Raw genomic sequence first — 26,723 nt, forward strand, 5'->3', positions numbered from 1 at the left:
GGGGATTATCTCAGTTTCATGCAAGGCTATGCAAGTGTTGTTGCCAACAAATAGCGCATACATGTAAATTTGCATGAAAAAAACTGAAATGAGAGGGATTATGCGCATGAAAAACGCATAATCCAGAGTGAATGAATAAACTTAGGGGCGCTCTGTAGTTATTTTTGGCGTTACAAAAATGAGTAACTCACGCTTTTGTTGTAACTGAGAGGTGTTTCTGAACAATGCACCTACCAGCGGCAGATCGCCAAACAAGGGAACCTTCGTTACGCCATCAGAACTGGTTTGCTGGAAAATACCGCCAAGTACAATTGTTTCTCCGTTATCTACCAATACTTGGGTTTTTATCTCTTGTGTGTCAATGGCTACGGCGTCGCCCGTCGAGGTAGATACTGTCTCACCCCGTGTATCTTGCGTTACCACCAAATCCAGAATAATACGATTATCAGGTGTAATGTGTGGCGTGACTTTTAAAGACAACACCGCCTTTTTAAATTCTACTGATGTTGCGCCGCTTGATGTGGCTTGAACATAGGGGATTTCAGTCCCTTGTTCTATATACGCTTCCTGTTGGTTGGCAACAGTAATGCGAGGACTGGCAATAATTTCACCTTTGTTTTCAGACTCAAGTGCAGATAGTTCTAAATCAAGGATGGTTCCATCAACCAAACTTGCCACTTGAAAACCAATGGTGCCCGCTGCGCTGGTAACCGGAAGGTTTACGTTCAACCTGTCAGTAATACTTGGAACTGTGCCGCCAGCAATAGTGTTAGCCCCTTCGATGCTGCCTGAAACGCCGTTGTCATCTTGTTTATCGCTAAAGCCCCAGCGTACGCCAAGCTGCTCATCTACGTTATCTAGCACCGTTACCATTCTACTTTCTATCAAAACTTGTTTAACCGGTACGTCAAGTGCGTCAATCATTTTGCGCGCTTCATCGATAGAAGGCAGTGTATCGCGAATAAGTAGTGTATTAGTTCGCTCATCAACGGTAACTGCGCCTCGCTCTGATAAAATACCGCCATCTGTGGATTTTAGTATGGTGGCCAGCGACGCGGCCTTTGCGTAGTTAATGGCAATATTTACTGTTTGAAGAGGGGCTAAGTCTGAGACTTGCTTTTTAGATTGCAGCGCTTGTGTTTCTCTAGCGGCAAGCTCTTCTTGTGGTGCAATCAATAAGATATTGCCATCAAGACGCTTATCTAAGCCTTTAACCCGCAAGATCATTTCAAGTGCCTGATCCCATGGAACGCCAGAAAGGCTAATCGTAACATTGCCAGTTACTGTGTCAGTAGTAACTAAATTAAAGCCATTGACCTGTGCGATAATTTGTAAAACTTGGCGAACCGGTACATCTTGAAAATCAAGGGAAATAGGCTCACCTTGGTATTTGCTTTTCGCGGCAAGTTCTTCCTGAGCCGCTTCACTCATAGGTTCTATTTCAATCGATAAAATATCGTTTTCTATATTGTGACGAGCAAGAACATTACCCTCGTAACGCACTTCAATACGCACATCATTACCATCTTGAAAAGTCTCGATGGCTGACACTGGTGTGGCAAATTCAACTACATTAAGTTCAACTAATTGGTCATCAGCTAAGACGGTGTTTTCTAACGTCACCGTCACTTTCCCTTGTGACTCAACAAGCTGAGGAGAAGGTTTTTTGCCGCTAAAGGTTACCGTAGTAATACCCGTGCGGTTAGCATTACGGGTAAAGTCGATATGGGTAACATCAGTGATGCTTTCGGCCTGTTTCGTCGCATCTGGATCGAACAAAACGTTTTCTTGCGCATTCGCTGAAGAAGTAAAAAACGGCACTGCACAGAGCACTGCTAAGATACCGGTAAGCCAGTACAATCGCGAAGTACGGCGATTAAGGGACTTATTAAAAATATAACGCTCAGCCATTGTCTTACTCTCCTGACGTTGATGCGGTGACCAACGTGGTATCTTTCTGTTGCCAGCAACCTGCGCCATCAGGTATTAGCTGCTCAATTGTAATTGAATTTTTTGTTATGGTTGTCACTTTACCGTAGAACAGGCCTATTCGACTCCCACGTTTAATTTTGTGCAGCTTTCCGTCGTTACTGCGTATTAATGCCCATTGCACACCATTGCTTTTGTAATTGCCGGTAAGGGTAAGTGCATCTAGGCCATAACTTTCAAGCTTCTGTTTGGCACGCTGGAAGTCGGGTTGCATACAGTTCGCTTGACGGGCTTGAGTAACCGGTGCGGTTTTATCTTTAGGCTTCATAAAAGGGCTGCGCAGATCCTGAGCGCTGTAGGTAAACGGAGGATGACTTTCAAACTCCGGGTACGGCTCAATTCTTACTACGGCAGTATTTTTTATATTTTCAGTGTAGCCATGCAGATCGTCAAGCTTAGGAGAACAGCCACTTACAAGCAACATCAAAAGCAATAACCCTATAATACGCATTATGGCTTCTCCGTTACTTTTAACGAGCTATTTTCCGATCGATAGGTCTTGGCTTGTAATTTCAATGACAGCGTATTGCCGTTGCGTGCTAAATCAAAATCGTGAAGCGTAACAATACGTGGTAAATCAGCTACCTTTGAAACAAATTCGCCAAAGTTATGGTAACCACCACTTACTTCCATCTCGATAGGGAGTTCAGTATAAAATTCTTTTGGAATTTCTTGCTGCCAGTTTAGCAATTCAAAAGTAAGCCCTGACGTTGTGCCTCCATAGGTAATGTCATCAAGTAGCCCAGGCGTTTCATTGCTCGTAGGCAAGCTTTTAAGCATACTCGAAAAGTCTTTTTCTATGCGCGCTAACTGCTCTTTATATGCTTCAAGGTTAACCGCAATACGGTATTTCGCTTCAAACTGCAATTTAAGCTCTTGCTCTTTTAGTTCAGCCGCATCGAGAATCGGCAACTTGGGACTAACAAGCAGGTAATAGCTAAGTGCACCAATAACAATTGCCACAAACGCGGCGACAACAATACGTATCTCTTTCGGCCAAATTGCAATTTGCTCAAAATCGAGTTCGTTCAGTTCTTTTAGTTTTGATACGTCAAATTTCATTAGTTGCTTACTCCATCACTCGCTTTTCCCAAAGGCGCAACGGTAGGGCTTATTAAAAACGTTAACGTAAAGCTGCTAATGGCGCGGGCAGATGCGCTATCTGATTTTATCGATGACAGTTCTGCCGACACAAAGACTTCAGAGGCATCAAGTGAACGCATAAAGTCAGATAAATGGTTATTAGAATCACTAATGCCTTCTATTTCTATGCTATTGCCTACGCGTTTCATGCTCTCAAAAGCCACGCCTTGCGGTACAAGTTTGGCAAGTTCGTTAAAGACAACAGGGGCGACATTACGGCTGGCTTGCAGTTGTTCAATGAGTGCCATTCTTTGTTCAATCGCACTTTTACTGTCTTTCACTTTTTGGATTTCTGCTATCTGCGCGTCAAGTAAGGCAATTTCGGTCGTAAGAAACTGGTTACGAGAGTTTTGATTGCTAATCTGTTGATCGATGGCTTGACCTACAAACCAAAACGCCAAGCCCACGATTGCCGCAACTGCTAATAACCCCATTAAGTATTGCTGTTTCTGGAACTGACGCTGCTTTTCGCGCCAAGGGAGTAGGTTTATATGTGCCACGGTGAAAAGCTCCTACTTGCTAGGCCTGCGGCTATCGTTAGCTGCGGAGCAATGGTTTCAAGCCTGTCGGTATCGAGTTTAGGGTTAATGGTTAACCCCTTAAACGGATTAAATATTTCTATTTCAATACCAAGGTCTTGCTGCAAAATATCGACAAGGGGCGCTATGGTTGCAGCGCCACCTGAGAGTAAAATTTTCTCGGGGCGTGTCGCATGTAGCGTACTGACATACATTTGTAATGCACGGTTAATATTCTGTTGAAGGTTCGCTGCAAATATCGGTAATGCGTCTTCTGTCCATGACGCTGGAAGCGTCCCGTCTAACAGTTGGGTTTCTGCGTCATCTCGTTCAAGCATATGAATGGCACTGATATCGCTAACCAGTTGATTAAGGCCAAATGCATGCTCTTTATTGTAAATGACACTCCCATTCTTCCATACACAAATTTGCAGTAACGATGCGCCTACATTAACACTGCATATTGATGTATCTTCACTCACCTCGCCATAAAAATAGTCAATGGCATTGCCCATGGCGTAGTTTTCTACGTCAACTATCTTAGGTTCAAAGTTTGCTTCCCTTGCAAGCAACAAGCGGCTGTCAACAAGGTCTTTATGGGCAGCGGTCAACAATACGTTCACTTTTCCGGTATGCGTAGTACTGGGGCCGAGTTCTTCAAAGTCTAAATAAACTTCTTCAAGAGGGTATGGAATGAGGCTGTCTGCTTCAATTTCAATTTGTGTTTCGAGTTCAAAATCGTTCTGATCTGGGTCCATGTAAACAACTTTGCTGATTACTGAGGTACCAGCAACGGCAATGTTTGCCTGCTTTAGTTTTGTTTTTAAGCTTTTACGAACTTTTTTCAGTGCAACGCTGACCGCTTCATAATCTTTCACTTCTCGTTCAGAGAAGGCAGCCTTCTTTATAGGCTCGCACGCGAACGCCTGCAACACATATCCTTTATCGGATTGCTCTAATAATACCGCTTTTATTTGACGCGTGCCTATATCTAATCCCACAATGGGGGGCAGCTTTTTTTTGAACAGCGATTTCATCTAATTAAGTGTCCAGTTTCAAAATTATTAGCGTGAAAATACAATATTACTCAATATTTTTTATGTTTAGGGTTCTATTGATAACACATACGTATGAAAATATACGACATTTCAACGAAAATGCCTTGGTATCCTTGAACAGTGAAGTACTTTAAACCTTTTATTTTATTCGTCTTACTTTCTGGCCTGCTCGGTAGCGCTGCGCTTGTAGGTATTTATTTTTATATCAAACCCGACCTACCCAGTGTCACTGTCCTTAAGGATGTTCGTCTGCAAACACCAATGCAGATTTACACCAAGGACGGAAAACTTATTTCCCAGTATGGAGTTAAACGGCGGATACCGGTAAAACTTGAGGATGTTCCTCAAGATCTTATTAACGCCATACTCGCCACCGAAGACAGTCGCTTCTACGATCATTACGGTATTGACCCTATAGGTATTGTTCGCGCCGCCGTCAGCCTTATTCTTACGGGTGAAAAGAAACAGGGCGCCAGTACCCTAACCATGCAGCTCGCCCGAGGTTTTTTCTTATCACGGGAAAAAACGTATATACGCAAAGTAAAAGAGATTTTTATAGCTTTGCATATGGAACGTGTCCTCACTAAAGACGAAATACTCGCGTTATACCTCAATAAAATTGAACTGGGCCACCGTTCATTCGGTTTTGGGGCGGCAGCTCAGGTGTATTACGGCACCACGCTTAATAACTTAACATTAGCACAGATGGCTACAATTGCAGGTTTGCCAAAAGCGCCGTCGGTACTGAACCCGATAAGTGGCCCAGAACGCTCTCTTGAACGACGCCGGGTGGTGTTATTGCGCATGTTAGATGAGGAGTACATTACACGCGCTCAGTTTGATGAGGCCGCCGGTGCGCCGATTACTGCGCGTAAGCATGGCGCCGAAATAGAAGTCGATGCGCCTTATTTAGCTGATATTGTTTACAACGAAATGGTAGAAACGTACGGCAAAGAAGAAGCTGAAACAGGCGGGTATCAAGTATACGCAACGGCAATGTCTGACACGCAACTGTCTGCGCAACATGCAGTTGTACGTAATCTTCATGATTACGATGAAAGACATGGTTATAAAGGCCCGTTAGGCTATTTGTGGAACGAACCACAAGACGAACAAATAACACCCGCAACACGTACTTCGATGATGGCATTATCTGTTGCCTCAAAAGCAACGCGTGATGACTGGGATAAAAGCGAAATTATGTCTGAGCTTGCCCGCGTACCTTATATTAAACCTCTTGTGCCTGCGGTTGTCGAAACCGTTGAAGAACAGTCTATTACCGTATTAGATGCCGATGGAGTATCACGGGTTATTTCATGGGACGGCTTAGATTGGGCGCGCATGTATATTACCGATTTCAGGCAGGGCAATGAACCGACAATCGCATCGGACATTACCCAAGAAGGAGCAATTATTTACATACGCGAGCAAGAGGAACAATGGCGTATTGCGCAGATGCCAGAGGTAAGCGGTGCGTTTATCGCGCTTAACCCGCTTAATGGCGCAGTAGAGGCTGTTGTAGGAGGTTACAGTTTTTACCAAAGCCAATTTAACCGAGCGACACAAGCAAAGCGTCAGGTTGGCTCAAACATAAAACCGTTTGTGTATTCTGCAGCGCTAGATAGCGGTTATACACTGGCTTCTATTATAAATGACGCGCCTATCAATCAATGGAATGCAGCAACAGGTGTAGCATGGCGGCCACAAAATTCTCCTGCAGAATATGACGGGCCAATAAGAATGCGAAAAGCCTTAGGTAAATCAAAAAACGTAGTGTCTGTACGCTTATTAAGAGGGGTGGGGTTAAGAAAAACCGCAGACTATCTTACTCGCTTTGGTTTTAACCCTGACGATATTCCGTTAGATGAAACCGTGTCGCTTGGCTCTAGCTCTCATACCCCCCTTGAAGTGGCTCGTGGAATGGCCGTTATCGCGAATGGTGGTTATCTCGTTAACCCGCATTTCATCAGTAAAGTGTTAGACGAGCAGGGCACCGAGTTGTGGCGCGCAAATCCAGTATGGGCATGCGAAAAGTGTGAGCGAGGTAAAGCGCGCATTGAAGATGAAGATATTGAGCAGGAGGGCGCTGAACAATATGGCGATGAGAGTCATGATGCTGATATCGAGGCGTTGCTTGCTGCAGAGCTCAATAAAGAAGTATTGCTTGACGGTGAAGAAGCGCAAGAGAAGATATTTGCCCCTCACGTTATTACAACGCAGAATGCCTTTTTGGTTGGTGAGATGATGCGAACAGGGGTAAGAGCAAATGGGAACTGGAGTAAAAAGACATACTGGTTAGGCACTGGGTGGCGTGCTCGCAATATTCTGCAACGTACCGACATTGCGGGTAAGACAGGTACCACTAACGACTCTCGCGATACATGGTTTAGCGGGTTCCATCGAGATATCGTCGCCACGGCCTGGGTAGGCTTTGATGATATGAGCCGTCAACTTGGTCGTGCAACGCGTAATCAAAACCTCGTTAATCGCAACCCTGAAAAATATAACTGGATAGGCAATGGGCTTGTTGGTACTGAAGATGGTGCAAAAGCAGCAGGCCCTGCATGGATACGATTTATGCAAGATGCACTTGCACAAAAGCCTTATTCGCCTATTCAAGTACCCGAAAACATCGTGCGTGTTCGCATTGATCGTACCAGTGGAAAGTTGACCCGCAGGACAGACCATACGACACTATTCGAATACTTCCTACAAGGAACCGAACCAACAACGTACGTTCGAGATGAAAATGTTGTTGATCCTGCAGAGGAAGAACAAAAAACAGCACCTGAACCTGAAGAGATATTTTAAGTATAAAAAGGCGTCTGCGGACGCCACTTTTGGTTGATGTGATTGATTGCCTGAAAATAAAATCGGAAACCCCATGTCAGAAGATTTACAGCAATATCTTTATATTCCTCACTCTGGCCCTTCATTGCTAGAGACACCCCTGCTTAATAAGGGAAGTGCATTCAATGCACGCGAGCGTGCTGCCTTTAACCTCACCGGGCTGGTTCCGCCTCGCTATGAAACCATTGAAGAGCAAGTTGAACGTGCTTACATGCAATATTGCAGTTTCGATGAGGCATTGAATAAACATATTTATCTACGTGCTATTCAAGATAATAATGAAACCTTGTTCTATCGCCTAATACAAAAACATATCGATGAGATGATGCCAATCATCTACACCCCGACAGTAGGCGATGCGTGTGAACAGTTTTCAGATATATACCGCAGTTCGCGCGGGCTATTCGTTTCATATGAAGAGCGTCATCAGTTAGACGATATTGTTCGTAATGCCACGAAGCGCAAGGTTAAAGTGATTGTAGTGACCGATGGCGAGCGTATTCTGGGCCTTGGAGACCAGGGTATAGGGGGAATGGGTATTCCTATTGGAAAGTTATCCTTGTACACCGCATGTGGAGGAATAAGCCCAGCCTATACCTTACCTGTCATGCTGGATGTGGGAACCAATAACGAGAAGCTTCTGAATGACCCCATGTATATGGGAGCGCGTCACCCACGTATTGGGCAAGAAGAGTACGATGAATTTGTTGATATGTTCATTCAGGCAGTGAAGCGCAGGTGGCCTGAGGTCATGATTCAATTTGAAGACTTTGCGCAACCCAACGCCATGCCTTTACTTAATCGTTATCGCAATGAAGTTTGCTGTTTTAACGATGATATTCAAGGTACTGCTGCTGTAACACTCGGTACGATTTTAGCGGCATGTCGCACTAAGCAGCAAAAGCTGTCAGATATGAAAGTGGTGTTTGTCGGCTCAGGTTCAGCGGGATGTGGAATTGCTGAAATGTTAATTCAGCAGATGGTTTTTGAAGGGATTAGCGACGAGCAAGCACGCAAACAAGTGTTTATGATTGACCGTTTTGGGTTGCTTACCGAGGGTATGGAAGGGCTTCGTGACTTCCAACAGGCGCTGCAACAAAAAGTAAGTGACCTAAGTGAATGGACGTTCAGTGGCGATTACGCATCGTTACTTGATGTAATGCACTGCGCGCAACCCGATATTCTTATTGGCGTGTCAGGACAGCCGGGATTATTCACCGAGCAAGTGATTCGCGCAATGAAACAAAACTGCGAATTGCCTATCATCTTTCCATTGAGCAACCCTTCACGACAAGTTGAAGCCCGCCCGGAGCAGGTTATTGAATGGACCGACGGCCAAGTGGTTATTGCCACCGGTAGCCCGTTTAAACCAGTAGAATATAACGGCCACGTGTATCCAATTGCACAGTGCAATAACTCTTATATTTTCCCTGGGATTGGTTTAGGCGTAGTCGCGTCGAAAGCGAAGCTGATTAGCGACGAAATGTTAATGGCTGCGAGTAATGCACTTGCCGATGCGTCACCGCTGGTGGTTACGGGAGAAGGGTCATTGCTGCCGCCGCTAAGTGGTATCGCTGAGTTAAGCCGCAAGATTGCATTCGCGGTGGGCAAAGTGGCCATGCAGCAAGGGCTTGCACTAGAAATGACAGACGATGCGTTACAACAATGTATTGAGCGTCACTTTTGGAAAGCGGAATACCGCCCCTACAAGCGGGTCAGCATTTAGTTTTCATCTTGTAAGAAAAAAGCAGGCTTTTTAGCCTGCTTTTTTTGTGTCTCATTATAGTGAGTAAAAAGGTGTTGCTGATTGGTAACGTTTTCAAACTGAAACGAAACTATATCTTTACCGGAATTTACTAAAATGTTGATTTAATTGGTTTTTATTTTTTGGCATGAAGTTTGATTGTATTCTTTTCAATGGACTGAGAATGAAAGGAAAACACAATGCAACAACATGAACAAACATCTACAAAAGCAACGTCTTCACAGTGCAAACCGCTTAGGCGCTCATTCTCTACTTCCATACTTATTGCCGCGCTCAAATCATTGAGTAAGTCATAACGTAACGGCACATCTTTTTAAACAATGCGGGCTTCTTGCATGTGCATTGTTCTCCCAGTTTGCGGGCAAAGGACTGCTCGCCTTTTAATTTAATGGCTAAAGATTCCCCCACCAGACCGACCACATCGTTTACCTGTCACTCTTAATGCCAATTGGCGTGCTAAATCGTGATTCTGTCGATGATGGTGAGCAATAAGGCTTTAATTGTCGTTCTGTTATACCTATACCCAATAATATTGCAAAACATTAAGGAGCAAGGATGAGTAAACAAGAAAGCTATACGCCACCAAAAGTATGGTCGCAAGATGAGGGCGACGGTAACAAATGGGCCAGCATTAATCGCCCTGTTTCGGGCGCAACGCATGAAAAAGAGCGTGAGGCCGGTGAACATGGTTTGCAATTGTATTCTTTAGCCACGCCTAACGGTCAAAAAGTTACCATCATGCTTGAAGAGCTGCTAGAGGCTGGCTTTCAAGAGGCTGAATATGACGCTTGGTTAGTGAATATTGGCGAAGGTGAACAGTTCTCTTCGGGGTTTGTCGATGTTAACCCTAATAGTAAAATACCAGCCCTTGTCGACACCACAACAACGCCTGAAACAAAACTGTTTGAGTCTGGCTCGATACTGGTTTATTTGGCTGAGAAGTTCAACGCGTTTATCCCAAGCGACAGTAAAGCGAAAGCAGAATGTTTTAATTGGTTGTTTTGGCAAGTAGGGTCGGCGCCATTCCTTGGTGGTGGCTTCGGGCATTTCTACAGTTATGCACCTTATCCAATGGAATACCCTATCAATCGGTTTGCGATGGAAACAAAACGTCAGCTTGATGTGCTAGACAAGCACTTAGCCAAGAATGCCTTTATGGCAGGCGATGAATATAGTATTGCCGATATGGCTATTTGGCCTTGGTACGGTAACCTCGTGTTGGGTAACCTTTATGACGCAGCAACCTTTCTGCAAGTTCACGAGTACGGGCATGCCATTCGATGGGCAAAGCAGTTAGCCCAGCGAGAAGCGGTGAAACGTGGCCGTATCGTTAACAAAACGTGGGGTGATGAAGGGCAATTAGAAAACCGCCACAGCGCCAGCGATATTGACAATGCGTTAGCATCGTTAAATCAGTAACGCTGCACAAGGTAAGTCGTCCTCCAGGCTTTTTATTCACCGCCTAAGGGCGACGCCTTGACACCTTTTAACGAACGAATACCCTGTCCATATTACAGATGGCGATGAAAATAGTCCGATACTTTAGGCCATAGATGACTGCACGTTCTAGAAAAAAATTTCATATGCCCAATTTCACGCACATCATGTGCTGACGGGGATAAGGTTTCTATTTCTGCTGCCATATTGGGGAATACACTGACCATATCGTGAACGTTGTCAATATTCGCAATATCATCATCCTCCGCTAACAACCATTTCGACGGTATTTGTATGTCGTTATAGCGATGATGTTTAACATCACTGCCAAACCCTGTTTTCACATAACCCTGTCCGTTACACCACTTTTGCCATTGGCGCGCCACATTTTTGGGCAAAGGCTCGCCCATGCCTACCCACTGAGATTTAGTGTGGCCGAAAATAAGGTTACTCAAGGGAATGTAAACGTTCATGAAAAAATGCGCTTTGACTAAGTAGCGCTTGCGCATATTCCTCAAACTTCCAGACGAACTACCAAAGTTACAAAACGCGGTTAAATCGAGAACGTTATGCATTAACCCCAACAGTTGCCCACCTGCACTATGACCCACTAAAAAATACGAGGTATTGGGGAAATGATGCTTCAACGCGTCAAGTATCGCTGGCATGTCTTGCTCTCCCCACGTGACAAGTGACGCTTGGCTATGTGCAACATTACCCTTTGCCGACTCGCCAATTCCGCGGTTATCATAGGTGATCACTCCAAACCCTTGACTACACAGGTACTTAGCAAATGCATGGTAAAACTGTCGTTTGATGCCTGTCGCTGGGCCAACCATTATCGCCCCCCTAAATGGCGTGTCAGGCTGGTACAATGAAGCGGCTAGGCTGGTGTTATCTTCACAAGTAACGGTAATGTCACGATGTGACGTGTCAGTTGGCATAGTAAATTCCAATTACTTAGCTGGTCTTACCAGTAGGCCGGATATGGAACAGAAATGCAAGACGGCGAATATATATTCTAATGATGAAGGACTATTGGCGCGGTAAATCTTTACGCAGGTTATGGCGTGGGCGGTTAAGCCCATGCCATTATACGTGTAAAGTAAATACCTTTGAGTTACGTTGAAAGTTGTAAAGTTCTTTTTTTACCGTGGGTAAAGCACTGATGTCGGCAGGTTCAAAACCTTGCTCCAAGAACCAATGCGCGGTCACCGTAGTAAGTACAAACACCGTATTAATGTCTGCGTCTTTAGCTCGGGATCTCACTTCTTCTAAAATTCGCTCGCCTCTGTTTTTACCACGATAGTCAGGGTGTGTGGCTACACAAGCCAGTTCTGCGCAACCGTCTTCGGGGTAGAGATAAAGCGCGGCACAAGCGATAATCATTCCGTCACGAACAATGATAATGAATTGATTAATTTCACTTTCTAGCCGTTCACGAGAGCGCTTCACCAGTACACCACTTTCTTCAAGCGGCTTAATGAGCTTCAATATGCCGCCTACATCATCGATAGTGGCAGCGCGTAATTGCTCGTAATGATGCTCCATTACCAGCGACCCCGTACCATCTCGAGTGAAGAGTTCTTGTAACAGTGCGCCGTCTTTTTCATAACTAATACAGTGGGCACGGGGAACACCGGCAGCAACGCTGGTCGTTAATGCACTTAGTACGGTATCTTCCGTCGTAATATTCCCATTTAGCATCAGGCTCTCTAACTGTGGACGTTCGATGGTACGCAACAACTTACCGTCGCTGTTATAAATGCCATCGTAGTTAGAGAATACAATAAGCTTGTCGGCTTTAAGCGCAATGGCGGCTTGAGTAGCCACATCCTCATGCGATAAATTAAATACTTCACCGGTAGAAGAATATCCCATGGGCGAAAGCAGCACGATAGAACCATCATTTAAATGATCGTTAATTCCCACCGTGTCTATTCGGCGCACCAATCCCGTATTTTCAAAGTCGGTGCCGTTACGCACACCCATCGGTTTAGCCACCACTAAGTTGCCCGAACAAACACGTATCTGTGCGCCATGCATAGGCGAGTTGGGCAATCCCATCGTCAGTAGCGCCTCAACTTGAGAGCGTACCGAGCCTGCTGCATCTTTAACACATTCTAGGGTTTGCTTATCGGTAATGCGTACACCGTTTTCAAAACGACCTTCAATGGTACGAAGGGCAACACGCTGGTCGATTTGTGGACGTGCACCATGCACAACCACCACGCGAACGCCTAAGCTGTTGAGTAGGGCAATGTCATGAATGATATTGGGAAAATTAGGATGTTCGATAGCCTCGCCACCGAACATCAAAACAAAGGTCTTACCCTGATGAGCATTAATATAAGGCAGCGAACTGCGAAATAATTTAATGCCATCATGATGCGCTAACACCATGCTAATTACTCTGTTTATCTAGGTTTTCCAGCTCTTGATACAGTGCTTTGGTCACGGTTTCTTTGCTGGTGCCACCTAAAATGTTACGTTGATTTACCCCGTACTCTAATTGCAATACGGCATAAACGTCGTCTTCAATTTTGTCACAAATAGCAGTCAAGTCGCTCAGCGGTAATGCCTCTATAGCACACCCTTTGTCAATGGCTTGAAGTACCACACGACCTGCAATATCGTGGCCAGTTCTAAACGGAATCCCTTTTCCGACCAAATAATCGGCTAGTTCGGTCGCGTTAGAGTAGCCCTGAGCTGCAGCTTCACGACAGCGTGCCTCGTTCAATTGCAGTGAATCAAGCACTTCGCTGGCAATACATAAACAAATATGCCATTGGTTGACAGTATCAATAGCGCCTTCTTTGTCTTCCTGCATGTCTTTGTTGTAAGCAAGGGGAAGGCCCTTCATTGTCACAAGTAATGCCTGTAGAGAACCAAAAACACGCCCACATTTACCCCGCATTAATTCCAGCGCATCGGGGTTTTTCTTCTGCGGCATAAGCGAAGAACCTGAGGTAACACTATCCCCAAGCTGCAAGAAACCCGCTTCACCTGAATTATAGAAAATCATGTCTTCAGCAAGGCGTGATAGGTGCATCATGCTAGTACTGGCTACAAACAGAAGCTCAAGCACAAAATCACGGTCAGACACCGCATCTAAACTATTTAAGCAGGGGGAGTCGAACCCCAACTCTTCTGCAATGGCGTGTCTGTCCACAGGGAATGTCGTACCTGCTAAGGCACCGGAACCGAGTGGACACTGGTTCATGCGCGCTTTTAAGTCGTCTAATCGGCTTAAATCACGTTTGAACATTTCAACATAGGCTAAACACCAATGCGCAAAGTGTATTGGCTGAGCACGTTGCAGGTGGGTATATCCCGGAATGATTGCTTCTTGGTGGCGACTCGCTGCATTAAGCAGCGAGCGCGTTACGCCAAGAACATCTTCGCGAAGCGAAGAAATATGTTCGCGAACCCACAACCTAAAGTCGGTAGCAACTTGGTCGTTTCGGCTACGCCCTGTATGCAGTTTACGGCCAATGTCACCCAGCTTTTCGATAAGCGCCGCTTCAACAAAACTATGAATATCTTCTTCGCTTGATGCGTTAAAGTCTAAGGTGCCAGCATCGGCCAGCGCCTTTAATTCCGTTAATGCAGCTTCTAACTGAGATTGTTCATCATCGGTGAGCACCCCTGCTTTATTGAGTGCACGAGACCAACTGATTGAGCCTTGAATATCCTGGCTCGCCATAACTTGGTCAAACGGCAATGAGTCGTTAACCTGCTTAAACATACTGCTTGCACCGGATTCAAACCGGCCTCCCCACAACGCCATGTGATACTCCTTAACGGTCCGTAATTAACCTTGTTTTTTCAGTGCCGCAATACGGCTAGACAGGCTGAACAAACGAATAAAGCCTTCAGCATGTTTTTGGTCGTAAACATCATCAGCACCAAAGGTCGCAAAGTCTTCAGAATACAGGCTGTTAGGTGAGCGACGTTGCGTTACGGTTGCTTGACCTTTGTACAGCTTAACAACGATGTCACCGGTCACTTTGGTCGCAAAAGACGCGGCGCCAGCAAGCAGTGCATCGTTTAGTGCGGTAAACCAACGTCCGTCATACATTACATGAGAGAACTCAAGCCCAATTTGTTCACGGTATTTCAGTGCAGATTTATCAAGCACCATAGTCTCAAGTGCTTTGTAGGCTTTCATCAGTACCGTGCCTCCAGGCGTTTCGTAACAACCACGAGACTTCATGCCTACCAAGCGGTTTTCAACAATATCGATACGACCAACGCCATGTGCTGCCGCAACGGTATTTAGTTTAACTAGCGCTTGGTACGGAGAAAGGGCTTCGCCATCGACGTGAGTCAATTTACCTTCGTTGAATGACAAAGTAATACGCTCGGCAGTATCAGGGGCGTCTTCAGGGTCGACTGTCATTGTCCAAATTTGCTTTGTAGGCTCTTCCCATGGATCTTCTAGCTCGCCACCTTCATGAGATATGTGCCACGCATTGGCATCCCGGCTATAGATTTTTGTCGCCGATGCTGTGGTGGTGATGTTGCGCTCTGCGAGGTAATCCAAGAGATCTTCACGGCTTACCATATCCCACTCACGCCATGGCGCTATAACCGTAAGGTCAGGGGCCAATGCCGCGAATGTACTTTCAAAACGAACTTGGTCATTGCCCTTACCGGTACAACCATGACATAGCGCATCGGCGCCCACTTTTCTGGCTATCTCAACCTGTGCTTTGGCAATAACGGGACGCGCCATCGACGTACCTAAAAGATACTCACCTTCATAAACCGCACCGGTAGTGATAGTTGGGAAGATATAATCGCTAACAAACTCTTCTTTCAAGTCGACGATGTAGCATTCACTCGCGCCTGACGCGATGGCTTTTTCGTGTAGACCTTCAAGCTCTTCATCGCCTTGCCCCACATCGGCAGCAAATGCCACAACTTCACAGCCATAGTTTTCTTTTAACCATGGAATAATGGCAGAAGTATCCAGTCCGCCCGAGTAGGCTAGTACAATTTTTTTCACGTTTTGCATCTAAGTAAGCTCCTTAGGCACTAAGTAATTGGGTTAATATGGCGTTTTGGCCATGCATTCTATTTTCGGCTTGCTGCATTAATAATGATGTGTCGCTATCAATCAGCGAGCCAGTAATTTCTAAGTCTCGATGGGCCGGTTGGCAATGCATAACAAAGTGTGCGCCCGACGACTCCATTAAGGCTTCGTTTACCTGATAAGGCATAAACGTTTCTTTAATTTTTTCAAGTGGCGTATCGTCGCCCATTGATAACCACGTATCAGTGTAGATGACATCAGCCCCTTTTGCGGCGCTGAGTTCAGTACTTTCTACAATGGTTGCACCGGTTTGTTCAGCCAATTTTTTCGCATGCTCAACCACTAACGGGTCGGCTTCATGGCCTTTGGGTGTAATGACCACCTGATTACAACCAAGCAATGCACCGACAATAAGTAAAGAGTGGGTGACATTATTGCCATCGCCCACATAGGCCATGGTCAGGCCCTTTGTTTTACCGAAGCGTTCATATACGGTTAAGTAGTCAGCAAGCCCTTGGCATGGATGATATTTATCGCACAGTGCATTAATGACAGGCACATTAGCCGACTTCGAAAAAGTTTCTAACGTGCTGTGTGAAAACACGCGAGCTACGATAGCATCTGCCCAACATGCAAGGTTAGCGGCGGTATCTACTGCATCCTCACGACCCGCCAGTTTGCCAGATTGCACATCGAGGTAGACCATATGTCCACCAAGCTTATTAATGCCAATATCGAAGCTTACGCGAGTACGTAACGATGGTTTTTCAAAAAGTGCAACAACAGACTTACCGGCCAATACCTTGCTATAACTCGCTGGTGATTGCTTTATCTCGACTGCGAGCTGCAGTAACTGTTCCATTGCAGCGGGTGTCCAGTCTGCAAACGTAAGTAAGTCCTGTTTCATTTTGTCTCTCCTGCTTCACCACGTGCGGGTATTGCGATTGTAGGTAGTATCTGTGTACCTGTATTTTTATTTAAGATGTCGTTGATATCTGCTGTCCAGCTAGCAATATAAACGGGGCGATGTAAGGTTTGTGCAGACTGAAGCGCAGCATCAACCTTTACTTTCATGCCGTCAGTAATCACGCCACGTTGTGCGAAATGTTGAATGCTAGTGGCATCCAATTCGTCGATAAGTTGTTTGTTGCCGTCAAGTACGCCGTCGACATTGGACAGTAGCAGCAACTCCGCATCGATTAATTCAGCAATCACGGTGGCGGCTTGATCGGCATTAACATTCAATAGTCTGCCATGTGAACTTGACCCTATTGAACTAATAATGGGGAGATTATTTTGTGCCAAAACTTGCTTTAAAAATGAGGCATCAGCAGTGCTTGGTACGCCTACGGCACCGTATTGTTCGGCTAATGGCTTACACTCAACCATGTTTCCATCAAGCAACGACAATCCAACTGGCGTTAGACCAGAGGCAATAGCGGCTGCGCACAATTGCTTATTAGCAGAGCCGGCGAGCGCCCCGCAAATATAGGGCATATGCTCATCAGGTGTAACACGAAGCCCGTCAATTTTTGTACTCTGAAGACCTAAGCTGGCCATTAGCGTTTCTACTAACGGACCCCCACCGTGCACGACAACCACCGCGCGGGTGGCGATAACCTGCTTAATGCTTAAAAACAAGTTGGCCATTGCGGCAGCATCATCAAGCAATGCGCCGCCAACTTTTATTACTATGGGCGCGCGACTCATGGCAGTAATCCTGTTTCAATAGGCTGTTTGGTCATAATGTTGAGGCACTGAATAGCTTGCGATGCCGCGCCTTTCATAACATTGTCAATGGCAGAAGTGATCACCGCATACCCAGATTCTTCGTCAAGTTTCCAATGTAGGTCGACAAATGGGGTATTAACCACGTCGTCTATTTTTGGAAAGCTTTTACGTAAACGTACGATAGGCTTGTTTGCATACGCGTCATTAAATGCGGCATCAATATTGGCGCTTGTTGTCCCCGATGTCACTTTAACGGTGACGGTGGCAAGAATGCCACGTTTAAAGTTGCCCAGGTGAGGCGTAAAAATAACCGGTGTACCTAAATAGGCTTCAATCTCAGGGGTATGACGATGCCCAAGCACACCATATGCTTGCAAACTCACTTCAAAAAAGCTGGTCGTTAAACTGGCCTTTCTTCCTGCACCCGATACGCCAGACACTGCATTTATAACAGGGCGTACATTACTATCTAACAAGTTGCTCTGCATCAGTGGTTTTAACGCACTTAAACTGGCAGTAGGATAACATCCAGGCACGGCAATAATGTTCGCCGCTTTAATATCAGACTCATACCACTCCGCAAGACCATAAATAGCATTTGCCAAGCAAGCGGGTTGATTATGAGGAAAGCCGTAAAACTGCTCAAAAACCGCCGTATTCTGCAGCCTAAACGCGCCTGATAAGTCGAGCACTTTTGCCGCTCCAGAGGTAAGCGTGGCCATCCAGTCATGACTTGCTTCGTGTGGCGTGGCGAGAAAGATAAAATCAACCTCATTTGCCATGTTAAGCAAAGCATCGTCGGAAATAGGCGTCAGTACTGCCGATAAATGCGCAAGCCCACCATGCAAGTCTGCGAGTTTTTTGCCTGCATCGGCGCTGTTTTCAGATACATAAGTACCCGAAAGTGAAAGATGTGGGTGCTGTTCAACCAATTGAACAAGCTGTGCGCCTGTGTATCCACTGGCACCAATAATCGATACGTTATACATAGTTTTACTATTCGAAAAAGAGAAAAAAAACACTTTTTACCTTTGTAAACTGATTGGGCTTAATGTTCAGCCAACCGCTACCACATCACAAAGGTAAAAAGTGCGCTACTTAAAAAGCATAGTTCAACGTCGTCGAGATCTACACTGCCTGTAGCCATCCAGGGGAGAGGTAAATGGTATTAAATTGTAAAACTCGTGATGTAGAACGAGCGTTGCAAACGTCATTGTTTAATCCTGAAATTGTTTAACCAACACGTGGTTAATACTAAACCGAGACCTAGTTTACTTATTTAGAATATTTATGCAAATAAATTGTATATTTATATTTATTTTTTGTGCTCTAAATACACAGAAAGCTTATGTCATAACTTTGCCAGTGAATAATGACATTATGTTGACAAAACTAAGATGAACACTGAATATTTATAACATTTAGCGAGCTACCTTAAACTCGCGCAAAACACTGGCAGAGAGGGAAGCATTGGTAATGGGAAAGTTAACTGTTGCGCTGGTCGCGCATGATCATAAAAAACCTGAACTGTTAACCTGGGCAAATCAACATATCGACACACTAAGGCAATGCAATTTAGTGGCAACAGGAACTACGGGAGGATTGGTACACGATAATACAGGACTTCCTGTCACTTGTTTCAAAAGTGGTCCACTGGGTGGAGATCAGCAAATAGGCGCGCTGATCGCTGAAAACAAACTTGATGCATTGTTTTTCTTCTGGGACCCGTTAAATGCGGCGCCGCACGACCCCGATGTAAAAGCGTTACTTCGCCTTTGTTCGGTGTGGAATATCCCTGTAGCGTGCACGCCTGCCACGGCTGATTTAGTTATAACGTCGCCGCTATTTTTGTCAGAAGACTATAAACCCACTAAGCCCAGTTTTTAACATACTGTTATGCAGGTAAAAAAGGCTAGCGTAATGCTAGCCTTTTGGCTTTAAAGACACATAGATAACCGTGTCGATTTTACATTAATTCTCTTAATGCGCGTCGTTCTGTAAGCAGGTTATCAAGCGTCGAGCGTTGCGCTTCGGTAAGTACCATTAGCATCGATTGCTTTTGTTTCGCTTTATTTAAGCCTGCATCTACTAGTCTATCCTGATATTGTATGTTCAATGCATTCCATGCGTCCTTTGAAAATGCGTCACTTCGAATAAGTTGCTGTTGCGCGTTTCTAACTTCTTTCATTGCTTGTCTGTGCGCGGACATATCCTGCTTGAACGACGCTCTCAACGTGTTAAGTTCTGAACGTTGTTCGTCTGATAAATCAATGCCTTTAAATGCTTCGTGGCGTTTAGCCCAACGTTGCCCCTTTTTTTCACCGCGTTTATTCGCTTTGTCACGGGCCTGCATTTTTTCGCGCTTTTTCATGAAGCTTGCTTCTCTTGAAACAAGTTCAGTCTGCTGCTCAGCAGTCAGTAACGAATAAATGTTGTGGCGTAACTCGGCAAGGGCATAGCCATGTTCAATACGCGCATTTAGGTTGGTTTCAACAAAACGGTTCAACGTCTCGTCACTTGCCGTCGCAAATGCTGATGCACTCATCGGTGTGCGAACAGGCTTGTCATTGGCTTGCTTAAACGCGCGTACCAATTCTTTAATATCCTTACGCTGCTCAGGTGCAAGCGAAAGGCCTCGAAGGTCCCTCACTACATTTTCAATTTGATGATGGCGCATATCGGTGTTGTTAGATTTAGCAACGGCCAAAGGCCCGAACACAACAGTAGAAAGCAACGCACTAGCAATAAGTAATTTCTTCATAGTCGTCTCCTTAAGTTTGACGATATCGCAATATTCACCTAAACGACCGTGTAAAGATTGCCGTGTAGGTTTGTTCATATTCAGATTAGCGTTTTTACCGTGTAATACCGTCAATGGACTGTAAAGCTTGTGTAAAGGTGTGACAGCACTGTGATTTGAAAGGCATGAATCGATACAATAGGCGCTATTAGAAAAGCAGGTAACACATACTGCTCTCAGGTTTTCATTGCTTAATGAGTAATAGATAGCGTAAAAATATAGAAGGCTAACCACAATGAACTATGCATCTGAAGAAGCGGCCACCATGCAATCTGAATTCCTCTTACAATCTATTCTTATCATCGATGACGATACAGAATTAACAGAAATGCTATCTACCTATCTTGATAGCATGGGATATAAAACAACCGTAAGAAATGATGGCGAGGCAGGGCTGTCAGAGGCTGTTTCAGGAAGGTATTATGACTTAATCCTTCTTGATGTAATGATGCCTAGAATGGATGGGTTCGACGTACTTAAAAAGCTCCGCGCAAGTCATGTTACGCCGGTACTTATGCTTACCGCACGCGGTGATGATTATGACAAGATATTAGGCCTTGAAATGGGAGCCGATGATTATCTCCCTAAACCTTTCAATCACAGAGAATTAGTCGCCCGCATCAAAGCGATTGTAAGGCGTCATAATCTGTCAGCGTCAGGAGCAATCAATGAACAGGATTTGTATGTTAACGATATTTACCTTAGTACCAGCAGTCAGCAAGCGAAAGTCTTCGATATAGCGCTTACGCTTACAACAACCGAGTTCTCCATTTTGCGGCTACTTATGCTGAATGCGTCTTCAAGAGTGACCAAAGAAGAAATAAGTTTGAAGGTGTTAGGTAAGCCATTGGAGGCATTTGACCGAAGTATTGATATGCACGTTAGCAACCTTAGAAAGAAAATCGGCGCAATAACCAGTGAGGAAAAAATACGAACCATACGCGGCGTGGGTTACATGCTGCTAACGGGACAATCATAATGACGACGTTTATCAACCCCGCTCGTGGAATTATGGGGCGTCTTTTTTTATGGTTTTGGGCCACATTTATTGTTACCGCACTTTTAGCATTCTGGGGAAGTCGTTTATTCTTCCACGAATTGCAAATTGAAGCTTTAGACCCTAAAGAGCGCGCTGTACTGAGCGACACGCGCGACCGAATTCTTAGCAAGCGAAATGCAACGTTATCATTAGAGACGATATTAAGGCGGGGCTCGAGAGGGGTGAAAGGGCGGCTATTAGCCATCGAGTTAGATTCTAAACGCGTTGTTGTTGGCGGCGGCCCTCGTCTTCGAGAAAATGACAAGGAAGATTTAGACAGACTGTTGTCACAAACCTCGCCCATATCTATTAAACGCGGCGCGATAAAAACAACAGGCCCCCTCTCTTTCGAAAGAAACAACCAACGCTACGCACTTTTTATTATGCGTATTGAAGGGCCAAACGACACCGTACCGCCTTATGCCTTGTTTTTGGGTATAGCCCTCATCACAACAAGCTTATTAAGCTGGCTGTTTGCCAAATCGCTTACCGGCCCTATATTGCGTATTCAAAAGTCGGCTAACCACCTAGCGAATGGCGACTGGTCGACACGTGTACTTCACGCTGAAACGCGCCACGATGAATTGGGCCAATTAGCCCGTGATTTTAATCGAATGGCTGAGCAACTCGAGCAAATGTGGGGGGCACAAAAGCGACTTCTTGCCGATGTGTCACATGAGCTACGTTCGCCATTGGCACGTTTGCAAATGGCATTAGGTTTGGCGCACCAACAGAATATAGACCCGGTTACATTATCGCGCATAGAACGCGAGGCTGAGCGGATGGAAGCCTTAATCTCCCATCTACTGACACTAAGCCGCGCAGAAGCGGGTGATGCATCGTTTACTATCGTTTCGTTACCTACTGTTTTACATGACGTATTCACCGATGCTTCATTCGAAGCTGCAAACAAGCATAAACAACTTAATATTGGCGATGTGCCTGACATATCCGTAAACGTCGATACCATAATGTTATGTCGTGCAGTAGAGAATGTACTTCGAAACGCAATACGGCACAGCAATACACGTGTTGACGTCAATGTTGAAGCGTCGGAACACCACTGGGTAATTCACATTATCGATGACGGTGAGGGCTTAAGCGTCGATGAGTGTGAGCGTGTGTTTTCGCCGTTCTACCGTGCTAGCCTAGCGAGAGAAAGAGCGTCAGGAGGCGTCGGGCTTGGACTCTCCATTGCAAAAGCGGCGGTAGAGTTGCATGATGGGAAAATAATAGCGGCACCCGGTGATAAAGGTGGGTTAAAGGTCTTATTATCCTTTCCAATGCAGTAAGTTATGCCACGTTTATCAGCCACGCCCTTCACTTTTGTGTAAAAGGTAAATTCGATGAGTTGGATATTTACATCAGAAAAAAACTTGGCCTCGGCGTTTGCAGAACACATCAACCCCTTTTGGGTAAACGATGTGACCGAGGGAAGCTTTACCGGTAAGGACAACGTATCGGTACGTTATGCCTTTTGTATACCCGAGAATGCAAAAGCAACGATTGTCATTAGTTCTGGTCGTATCGAGTCGTATTTAAAATATAAAGAGTTTATCTACGATTTGTATGTGAACGGCTTTGCAGTTTTTATACTTGATCATCGAGGGCAGGGGTTATCAGGGCGCATGACGCATGACCCTCAGCACGGTTATGTAAAACATTTTGATGACTACGTCGATGACTTAATAACCTTTACTGAGACCATCGTTAAGCCTAAACAGCACGGCGAACTCCAATTGGTGTGTCACTCAATGGGCGGCGCTATCGGCGCGTTAACGTTAATCAGAAGGCCCACACTTTTCACGAAAGCCGTATTAGCATCACCGATGCTTGGCATTAAGCCCTCGCTACCAAACTGGTTGGCTAACGGCTTAATAAGAACCGGTCTTGCGGTGAATAGAATGAAAAAACGTGAGTCAGGGTATTTCTTTGGACAGACGCCTTACATTGCGTTTCCGTATGCGCTGAATAAGCTAACCCATAGTCGAACGCGCTACTCTCTTTTCCGAGAGCTTTACGACGAAGAGCAAGACATACAACTTGGCGGAGTGACTACCGAGTGGCTAAAAGCCGCGCACGAGGCGATGCACTATATTGAACAAAGCGCAGGTGCTATTACCACTAAGACACTGGTTTTAAGTGCCGATGGCGATACCATTATTGACAACAAACGTCAGCGACGGGTGGCAGAAAAAATGCCAAATGCAACGTTAGTCGTCATTCCACGGGCTTATCATGAACTGTTTACGGAAGCCGACGATATTCGAGATAGTACATTACAGCGTGTATTGGATTTTTTGACCACGTAAACGTGCGATGCAGTGTTGCTGAGCAATAACATTACTTGCTAGCAAGAACGCTTCGCACTATCCTTTGCGCCTGCAAAGAAGTGAGATGGTTACCATGTTAGATATTGTATTGTACGAACCTGAAATTCCACCTAATACCGGCAATATTATTCGTTTGTGTGCCAATAGTGGTTTTACCTTGCACCTTATCGAGCCGCTTGGGTTTGAATGGGACGACAAGCGCGTCCGTCGCGCAGGTTTAGATTACCATGAGTTTGCGCACGTTAAGCGCCACGCAAACTTAGAAGCCTACTTAGACGATGCAAAGCCTACTCGCGTATTCGCATGTACTACGAAGGGCAAAGCCTTTCACAGTGATGTATCGTATAAAAAAGGTGATGCGTTACTCTTTGGGCCAGAAACCCGAGGCTTACCCAACGAAGTCATAGACAGTCTTCCGCCAGAGCAGCGGGTGCGTATCCCTATGCTGCCCGATAGCCGCAGCATGAATTTATCAAATGCAGTGTCGGTATTTGTCTATGAAAGCTGGCGCCAATTTGGATATGAAGGCGCTAGGTAATTAATAGTGCAGAAAAAGTAAGGCGTAGAAAGACTACGCCTCGCTAGTGAGGTCTCTTCCAAGCAAAGTAAGTGCGGCTTCTTTTGGTGATTTACCATGATAAAGCACGGCATAAATTTGCTCGCAAATAGGCATTTCAACGCCCACTTTCTCTGAAAGAATATGGACTTCTTCGGTATTTCTATACCCTTCTACAACCTGACCAATTTCTTCAATCGCCACGTCTACCGTTTTACCTTGACCAAGTGCTAAGCCAAAACGACGGTTTCGAGATTGGTTATCAGTACACGTTAACACCAAATCCCCCAAGCCTGCCATACCCATAAATGTTTCTGGTTGGGCGCCTAGTTTAACCCCTAAGCGGGTTAGCTCGGCTAAGCCTCGAGTAATCAGTGCGGTTCTCGCATTCGCACCAAAACCAAGGCCATCAGCTAATCCTGCGCCTATGGCAATAACATTTTTTACCGCCCCGCCTAATTGTACGCCAGTAAAGTCAGGGTTCTTATATACCCTGAACGATTTTGCACAATGAAGTTTGGCTGCAAACTCATCACTTAATTTGTCATCAGTAGAGGAAAGCGAAATAGCGGTTGGTAAACCAGCAACCATTTCTTTGGCAAACGTGGGGCCTGACAACACGGCAAGTGGGTACTGTGTACCTAAAATATCTTCCGCTACGTCGCGCAGCAGTCGGCCTGTCTTAGGCTCTAAACCTTTTGTCGCCCATATAATGCGATGGTGTGGCTGCAATAGCGGCTTTAACGCATCAAGCATGCTAGCAAACGCATGGCTTGGCACAACAACAAGAATATCTTGGCTGGCGGCAGCTACCGTTGCTAGGCTGGCGCTTACTTGTAGTGCATCTGGAAATGTCGCGCCTGGAAGGTATCGTGTATTTTCTCGGGTGTCAGCAAGCTCTGCTATATGAGTCTCGTCGCGCCCCCACAATAACGTTGGGTTGCCATTTCGCGCAAGACAAAAAGCAAGGGCGGTGCCGTAAGACCCCGCCCCTAATACTGAAACCGAATTCGACTTCATGTTCACGTTAATTACGCGTCCATTTTAGGCGCATCGCCTTGTGCTTGTTGCGCACGTTTTTGAACGTATGCAGCAAAGATAGCGTCGAAGTTAACAGGAGAAAGGTTTAACGGCGGGAACGTACCGCGGTTAACCAAGTTCGAGATTGTTTCACGCGCATACGGGAATAGCATGTTTGGACAGAACGAACCTAACGTATGTGCCTTGTTTTGATCTGGCATTTCACCAATTGCGAAGATACCCGCTTGTTGCACTTCACAAAGAAACGCTGTTTCCTCACCAATTTTGGCAGTAACGGTAACAGAAAGCACAACTTCAAATACGTTCTCGTCTAACTTGTTTGTACTGGTATCAATATCAAGCTTAATCTCAGGCTTCCACTCTTTGGTAAAGATTGAAGGCGCGTTCGGCGATTCGAACGAGATATCTTTTGTGTAGATGCGTTGAATATTGAACTGTGGTTGTTGTGCTTGGGCGCTTGCTGCTTCGCCGCCATTTGTCTGATTGTCGTCAGCCATGATTCTTCCTGTATTTAAAGTCTTATAAATTTATTTTTCACGTTAAGCACGTATTAAAACGCGTTACGCAAGCCCTAACATAGGGTCTAATTTCTTCTGTGCTTCTAACGCCATCATATCATCGCAGCCACCTACATGTTGGCCCTCAATGAATATCTGAGGCACTGTCCATCCACCATTTGCTCGCTCGATCATTACGTCGCGAAGTTCAGGCTGCACATCAATTGCGTATTCTGTAAAAGCAACGCCCTTTTCATTTAACAATGCTTTTGCTCTGTGGCAGTAAGGGCAGTGACCTTTTGTATAAAGCTCTACTTTACTCATCACGTTCACCTTTTATTTAGACACGGGAAGGCTGGCACTTTGCCAAGCATTCATACCGCCTTTTAATACACTAACGTTTGCGAAACCTGCTTTAAGCATCGCACTCGCCGTACCACGAGCCTGATTGCCCATAGCGCATACTATAATAATGGGTTTGTCTTTTTGGTTTTCAAGCTTCTTAAAGTTTTTCTCGCGCAACTCTTCTGGTTTTATCTGGCGAGCCCCTAAAATATGACCGGCTTTAAAATCTTTCTGAGGGCGAGTGTCAAGTATCACTGCGTCGTTTTTATTCATGAGCAACGTAGCGTCGTGAGTAGACAATTCTTTAACCGGGGACGTAAGTGCGCTGATATAGGAAAATATTATCATTGCAACTAATGCAACCCATACGCCTGCAAGTACAATATTGTTGGTAGCAAATTCGATTACCTGATCCATTCTCTAACCTTGTCTATAGACCACAAAAAAGAGAGCAAAGTATATAGAAAATCGCGTGAGAAACCAGTCTCTGTTCATTTTGCTAGCAAATCAGGTGCTCGCTTACCTATACAATTGATTGTGCGTCTAAATTAGACTGGGTTTTGTTGGTAGCCTCGGATACACT

Annotated in this window: 25 protein-coding genes; 8 read left to right on the plus strand and 17 right to left on the minus strand. The window is 45.3% G+C overall.

Features of this window, described 5'->3' with window-relative positions:
• Positions 1-141: 141 nt before the first annotated feature.
• Genes AC27EZ_RS08045 through pilM form a run of 5 tightly spaced genes read right to left on the minus strand, consistent with a single transcriptional unit; the run spans position 142 to position 4,687 of the window.
• A complete protein-coding gene (locus tag AC27EZ_RS08045; RefSeq protein ID WP_487134840.1) occupies positions 142-1,911 on the minus strand; it encodes a type IV pilus secretin PilQ in 1,770 nt (589 codons plus the stop codon).
• A 4-nt stretch (positions 1,912-1,915) separates the two neighbouring features.
• Positions 1,916-2,440, minus strand: coding sequence for a pilus assembly protein PilP (locus tag AC27EZ_RS08050; RefSeq protein ID WP_487134841.1), 525 nt, complete (start codon positions 2,438-2,440; stop codon positions 1,916-1,918).
• Positions 2,440-3,051, minus strand: a complete 612-nt coding sequence (locus AC27EZ_RS08055; protein WP_487134842.1) for a type IV pilus inner membrane component PilO — start codon at positions 3,049-3,051, stop codon at positions 2,440-2,442. Before AC27EZ_RS08055 ends, AC27EZ_RS08050 begins: the two co-directional genes overlap by 1 nt.
• Positions 3,051-3,632 (minus strand): PilN domain-containing protein, encoded by a 582-nt coding sequence (locus AC27EZ_RS08060; RefSeq protein WP_487134843.1) that lies wholly within the window; start codon positions 3,630-3,632, stop codon positions 3,051-3,053. The genes AC27EZ_RS08055 and AC27EZ_RS08060 overlap by 1 nt, the downstream gene beginning before the upstream one ends.
• Positions 3,620-4,687 (minus strand): type IV pilus assembly protein PilM, encoded by a 1,068-nt coding sequence (pilM, locus tag AC27EZ_RS08065; RefSeq protein WP_487134844.1) that lies wholly within the window; start codon positions 4,685-4,687, stop codon positions 3,620-3,622. Before pilM ends, AC27EZ_RS08060 begins: the two co-directional genes overlap by 13 nt.
• A 141-nt stretch (positions 4,688-4,828) precedes the next feature.
• Here pilM and AC27EZ_RS08070 point away from each other — a divergent pair, with 141 nt between their 5' ends.
• From AC27EZ_RS08070 to yghU, 3 genes are all read left to right on the plus strand, one after another.
• A complete protein-coding gene (locus tag AC27EZ_RS08070) occupies positions 4,829-7,519 on the plus strand; it encodes a penicillin-binding protein 1A (RefSeq protein ID WP_487134845.1) in 2,691 nt (896 codons plus the stop codon).
• 73 nt (positions 7,520-7,592) lie between these two features.
• Entirely contained in the window at positions 7,593-9,284 is a 1,692-nt protein-coding gene (locus AC27EZ_RS08075) for an NAD-dependent malic enzyme (protein ID WP_487134846.1), read from the plus strand.
• Between the two features lie 594 nt (positions 9,285-9,878).
• Positions 9,879-10,742, plus strand: coding sequence for a glutathione-dependent disulfide-bond oxidoreductase (gene yghU / locus AC27EZ_RS08080; RefSeq protein WP_487134847.1), 864 nt, complete (start codon positions 9,879-9,881; stop codon positions 10,740-10,742).
• A 92-nt stretch (positions 10,743-10,834) separates the two neighbouring features.
• Here yghU and AC27EZ_RS08085 read toward each other — a convergent pair whose 3' ends face one another.
• The 7 genes from AC27EZ_RS08085 to argC form a co-directional block, all read right to left on the minus strand.
• The gene (locus tag AC27EZ_RS08085) at positions 10,835-11,704 is read right to left on the minus strand and encodes an alpha/beta hydrolase family protein (protein WP_487134848.1); all 870 of its coding nucleotides are present in this window, start codon (positions 11,702-11,704) and stop codon (positions 10,835-10,837) included.
• 148 nt (positions 11,705-11,852) lie between these two features.
• Positions 11,853-13,163 (minus strand): amino-acid N-acetyltransferase, encoded by a 1,311-nt coding sequence (gene argA, locus AC27EZ_RS08090; RefSeq protein WP_487134849.1) that lies wholly within the window; start codon positions 13,161-13,163, stop codon positions 11,853-11,855.
• A gap of 1 nt (position 13,164) precedes the next feature.
• Positions 13,165-14,550, minus strand: coding sequence for an argininosuccinate lyase (argH, locus tag AC27EZ_RS08095; RefSeq protein ID WP_487134850.1), 1,386 nt, complete (start codon positions 14,548-14,550; stop codon positions 13,165-13,167).
• Positions 14,551-14,574: 24 nt separating this feature from the next.
• A complete protein-coding gene (locus AC27EZ_RS08100) occupies positions 14,575-15,780 on the minus strand; it encodes an argininosuccinate synthase (RefSeq protein WP_487134851.1) in 1,206 nt (401 codons plus the stop codon).
• 13 nt (positions 15,781-15,793) lie between these two features.
• The gene (locus AC27EZ_RS08105; protein ID WP_487134852.1) at positions 15,794-16,705 is read right to left on the minus strand and encodes an ornithine carbamoyltransferase; all 912 of its coding nucleotides are present in this window, start codon (positions 16,703-16,705) and stop codon (positions 15,794-15,796) included.
• On the minus strand, positions 16,702-17,508 hold the full coding sequence (gene argB / locus AC27EZ_RS08110) for an acetylglutamate kinase (RefSeq protein WP_487134853.1): 807 nt from the start codon (positions 17,506-17,508) through the stop codon (positions 16,702-16,704). Before argB ends, AC27EZ_RS08105 begins: the two co-directional genes overlap by 4 nt.
• A complete protein-coding gene (gene argC / locus AC27EZ_RS08115; RefSeq protein ID WP_487134854.1) occupies positions 17,505-18,518 on the minus strand; it encodes an N-acetyl-gamma-glutamyl-phosphate reductase in 1,014 nt (337 codons plus the stop codon). Before argC ends, argB begins: the two co-directional genes overlap by 4 nt.
• Positions 18,519-19,005: 487 nt before the next feature.
• Here argC and AC27EZ_RS08120 point away from each other — a divergent pair, with 487 nt between their 5' ends.
• On the plus strand, positions 19,006-19,416 hold the full coding sequence (locus AC27EZ_RS08120) for a methylglyoxal synthase (RefSeq protein ID WP_487134855.1): 411 nt from the start codon (positions 19,006-19,008) through the stop codon (positions 19,414-19,416).
• A 79-nt stretch (positions 19,417-19,495) separates the two neighbouring features.
• On the opposite strand, the gene AC27EZ_RS08125 is transcribed toward AC27EZ_RS08120, so the two are convergent.
• Positions 19,496-20,290, minus strand: a complete 795-nt coding sequence (locus AC27EZ_RS08125; protein ID WP_487134856.1) for a Spy/CpxP family protein refolding chaperone — start codon at positions 20,288-20,290, stop codon at positions 19,496-19,498.
• Positions 20,291-20,564: 274 nt separating this feature from the next.
• On the opposite strand from AC27EZ_RS08125, the gene AC27EZ_RS08130 reads away from it, so the two are divergent.
• The 4 genes from AC27EZ_RS08130 (at position 20,565) to trmL (ending at position 24,239) form a co-directional block, all read left to right on the plus strand.
• Positions 20,565-21,308: a response regulator gene (locus tag AC27EZ_RS08130; protein ID WP_487134857.1), complete on the plus strand. Its 744-nt coding sequence runs from the start codon at positions 20,565-20,567 to the stop codon at positions 21,306-21,308.
• Positions 21,308-22,660, plus strand: coding sequence for an ATP-binding protein (locus AC27EZ_RS08135; protein WP_487134858.1), 1,353 nt, complete (start codon positions 21,308-21,310; stop codon positions 22,658-22,660). Before AC27EZ_RS08130 ends, AC27EZ_RS08135 begins: the two co-directional genes overlap by 1 nt.
• A 54-nt stretch (positions 22,661-22,714) precedes the next feature.
• The gene (locus AC27EZ_RS08140) at positions 22,715-23,680 is read left to right on the plus strand and encodes an alpha/beta fold hydrolase (protein ID WP_487134859.1); all 966 of its coding nucleotides are present in this window, start codon (positions 22,715-22,717) and stop codon (positions 23,678-23,680) included.
• 94 nt (positions 23,681-23,774) lie between these two features.
• On the plus strand, positions 23,775-24,239 hold the full coding sequence (trmL, locus tag AC27EZ_RS08145; protein WP_487134939.1) for a tRNA (uridine(34)/cytosine(34)/5-carboxymethylaminomethyluridine(34)-2'-O)-methyltransferase TrmL: 465 nt from the start codon (positions 23,775-23,777) through the stop codon (positions 24,237-24,239).
• A 33-nt stretch (positions 24,240-24,272) separates the two neighbouring features.
• On the opposite strand, the gene gpsA is transcribed toward trmL, so the two are convergent.
• From gpsA to AC27EZ_RS08165, 4 genes are all read right to left on the minus strand, one after another.
• The gene (gpsA, locus tag AC27EZ_RS08150; RefSeq protein ID WP_487134860.1) at positions 24,273-25,277 is read right to left on the minus strand and encodes an NAD(P)H-dependent glycerol-3-phosphate dehydrogenase; all 1,005 of its coding nucleotides are present in this window, start codon (positions 25,275-25,277) and stop codon (positions 24,273-24,275) included.
• Positions 25,278-25,288: 11 nt separating this feature from the next.
• Positions 25,289-25,795, minus strand: coding sequence for a protein-export chaperone SecB (secB, locus tag AC27EZ_RS08155; RefSeq protein WP_487134861.1), 507 nt, complete (start codon positions 25,793-25,795; stop codon positions 25,289-25,291).
• A gap of 63 nt (positions 25,796-25,858) precedes the next feature.
• Positions 25,859-26,119 carry a glutaredoxin 3 gene (gene grxC / locus AC27EZ_RS08160; protein WP_421133406.1) on the minus strand — a complete coding sequence of 87 codons (261 nt, stop codon included), beginning with the start codon at positions 26,117-26,119 and terminating at the stop codon, positions 25,859-25,861.
• A gap of 12 nt (positions 26,120-26,131) precedes the next feature.
• The gene (locus tag AC27EZ_RS08165; protein WP_487134862.1) at positions 26,132-26,557 is read right to left on the minus strand and encodes a rhodanese-like domain-containing protein; all 426 of its coding nucleotides are present in this window, start codon (positions 26,555-26,557) and stop codon (positions 26,132-26,134) included.
• Positions 26,558-26,723: the final 166 nt, after the last annotated feature.

The sequence above is a fragment of the Alteromonas sp. 4NH20-0056 genome, from assembly GCF_057539655.1.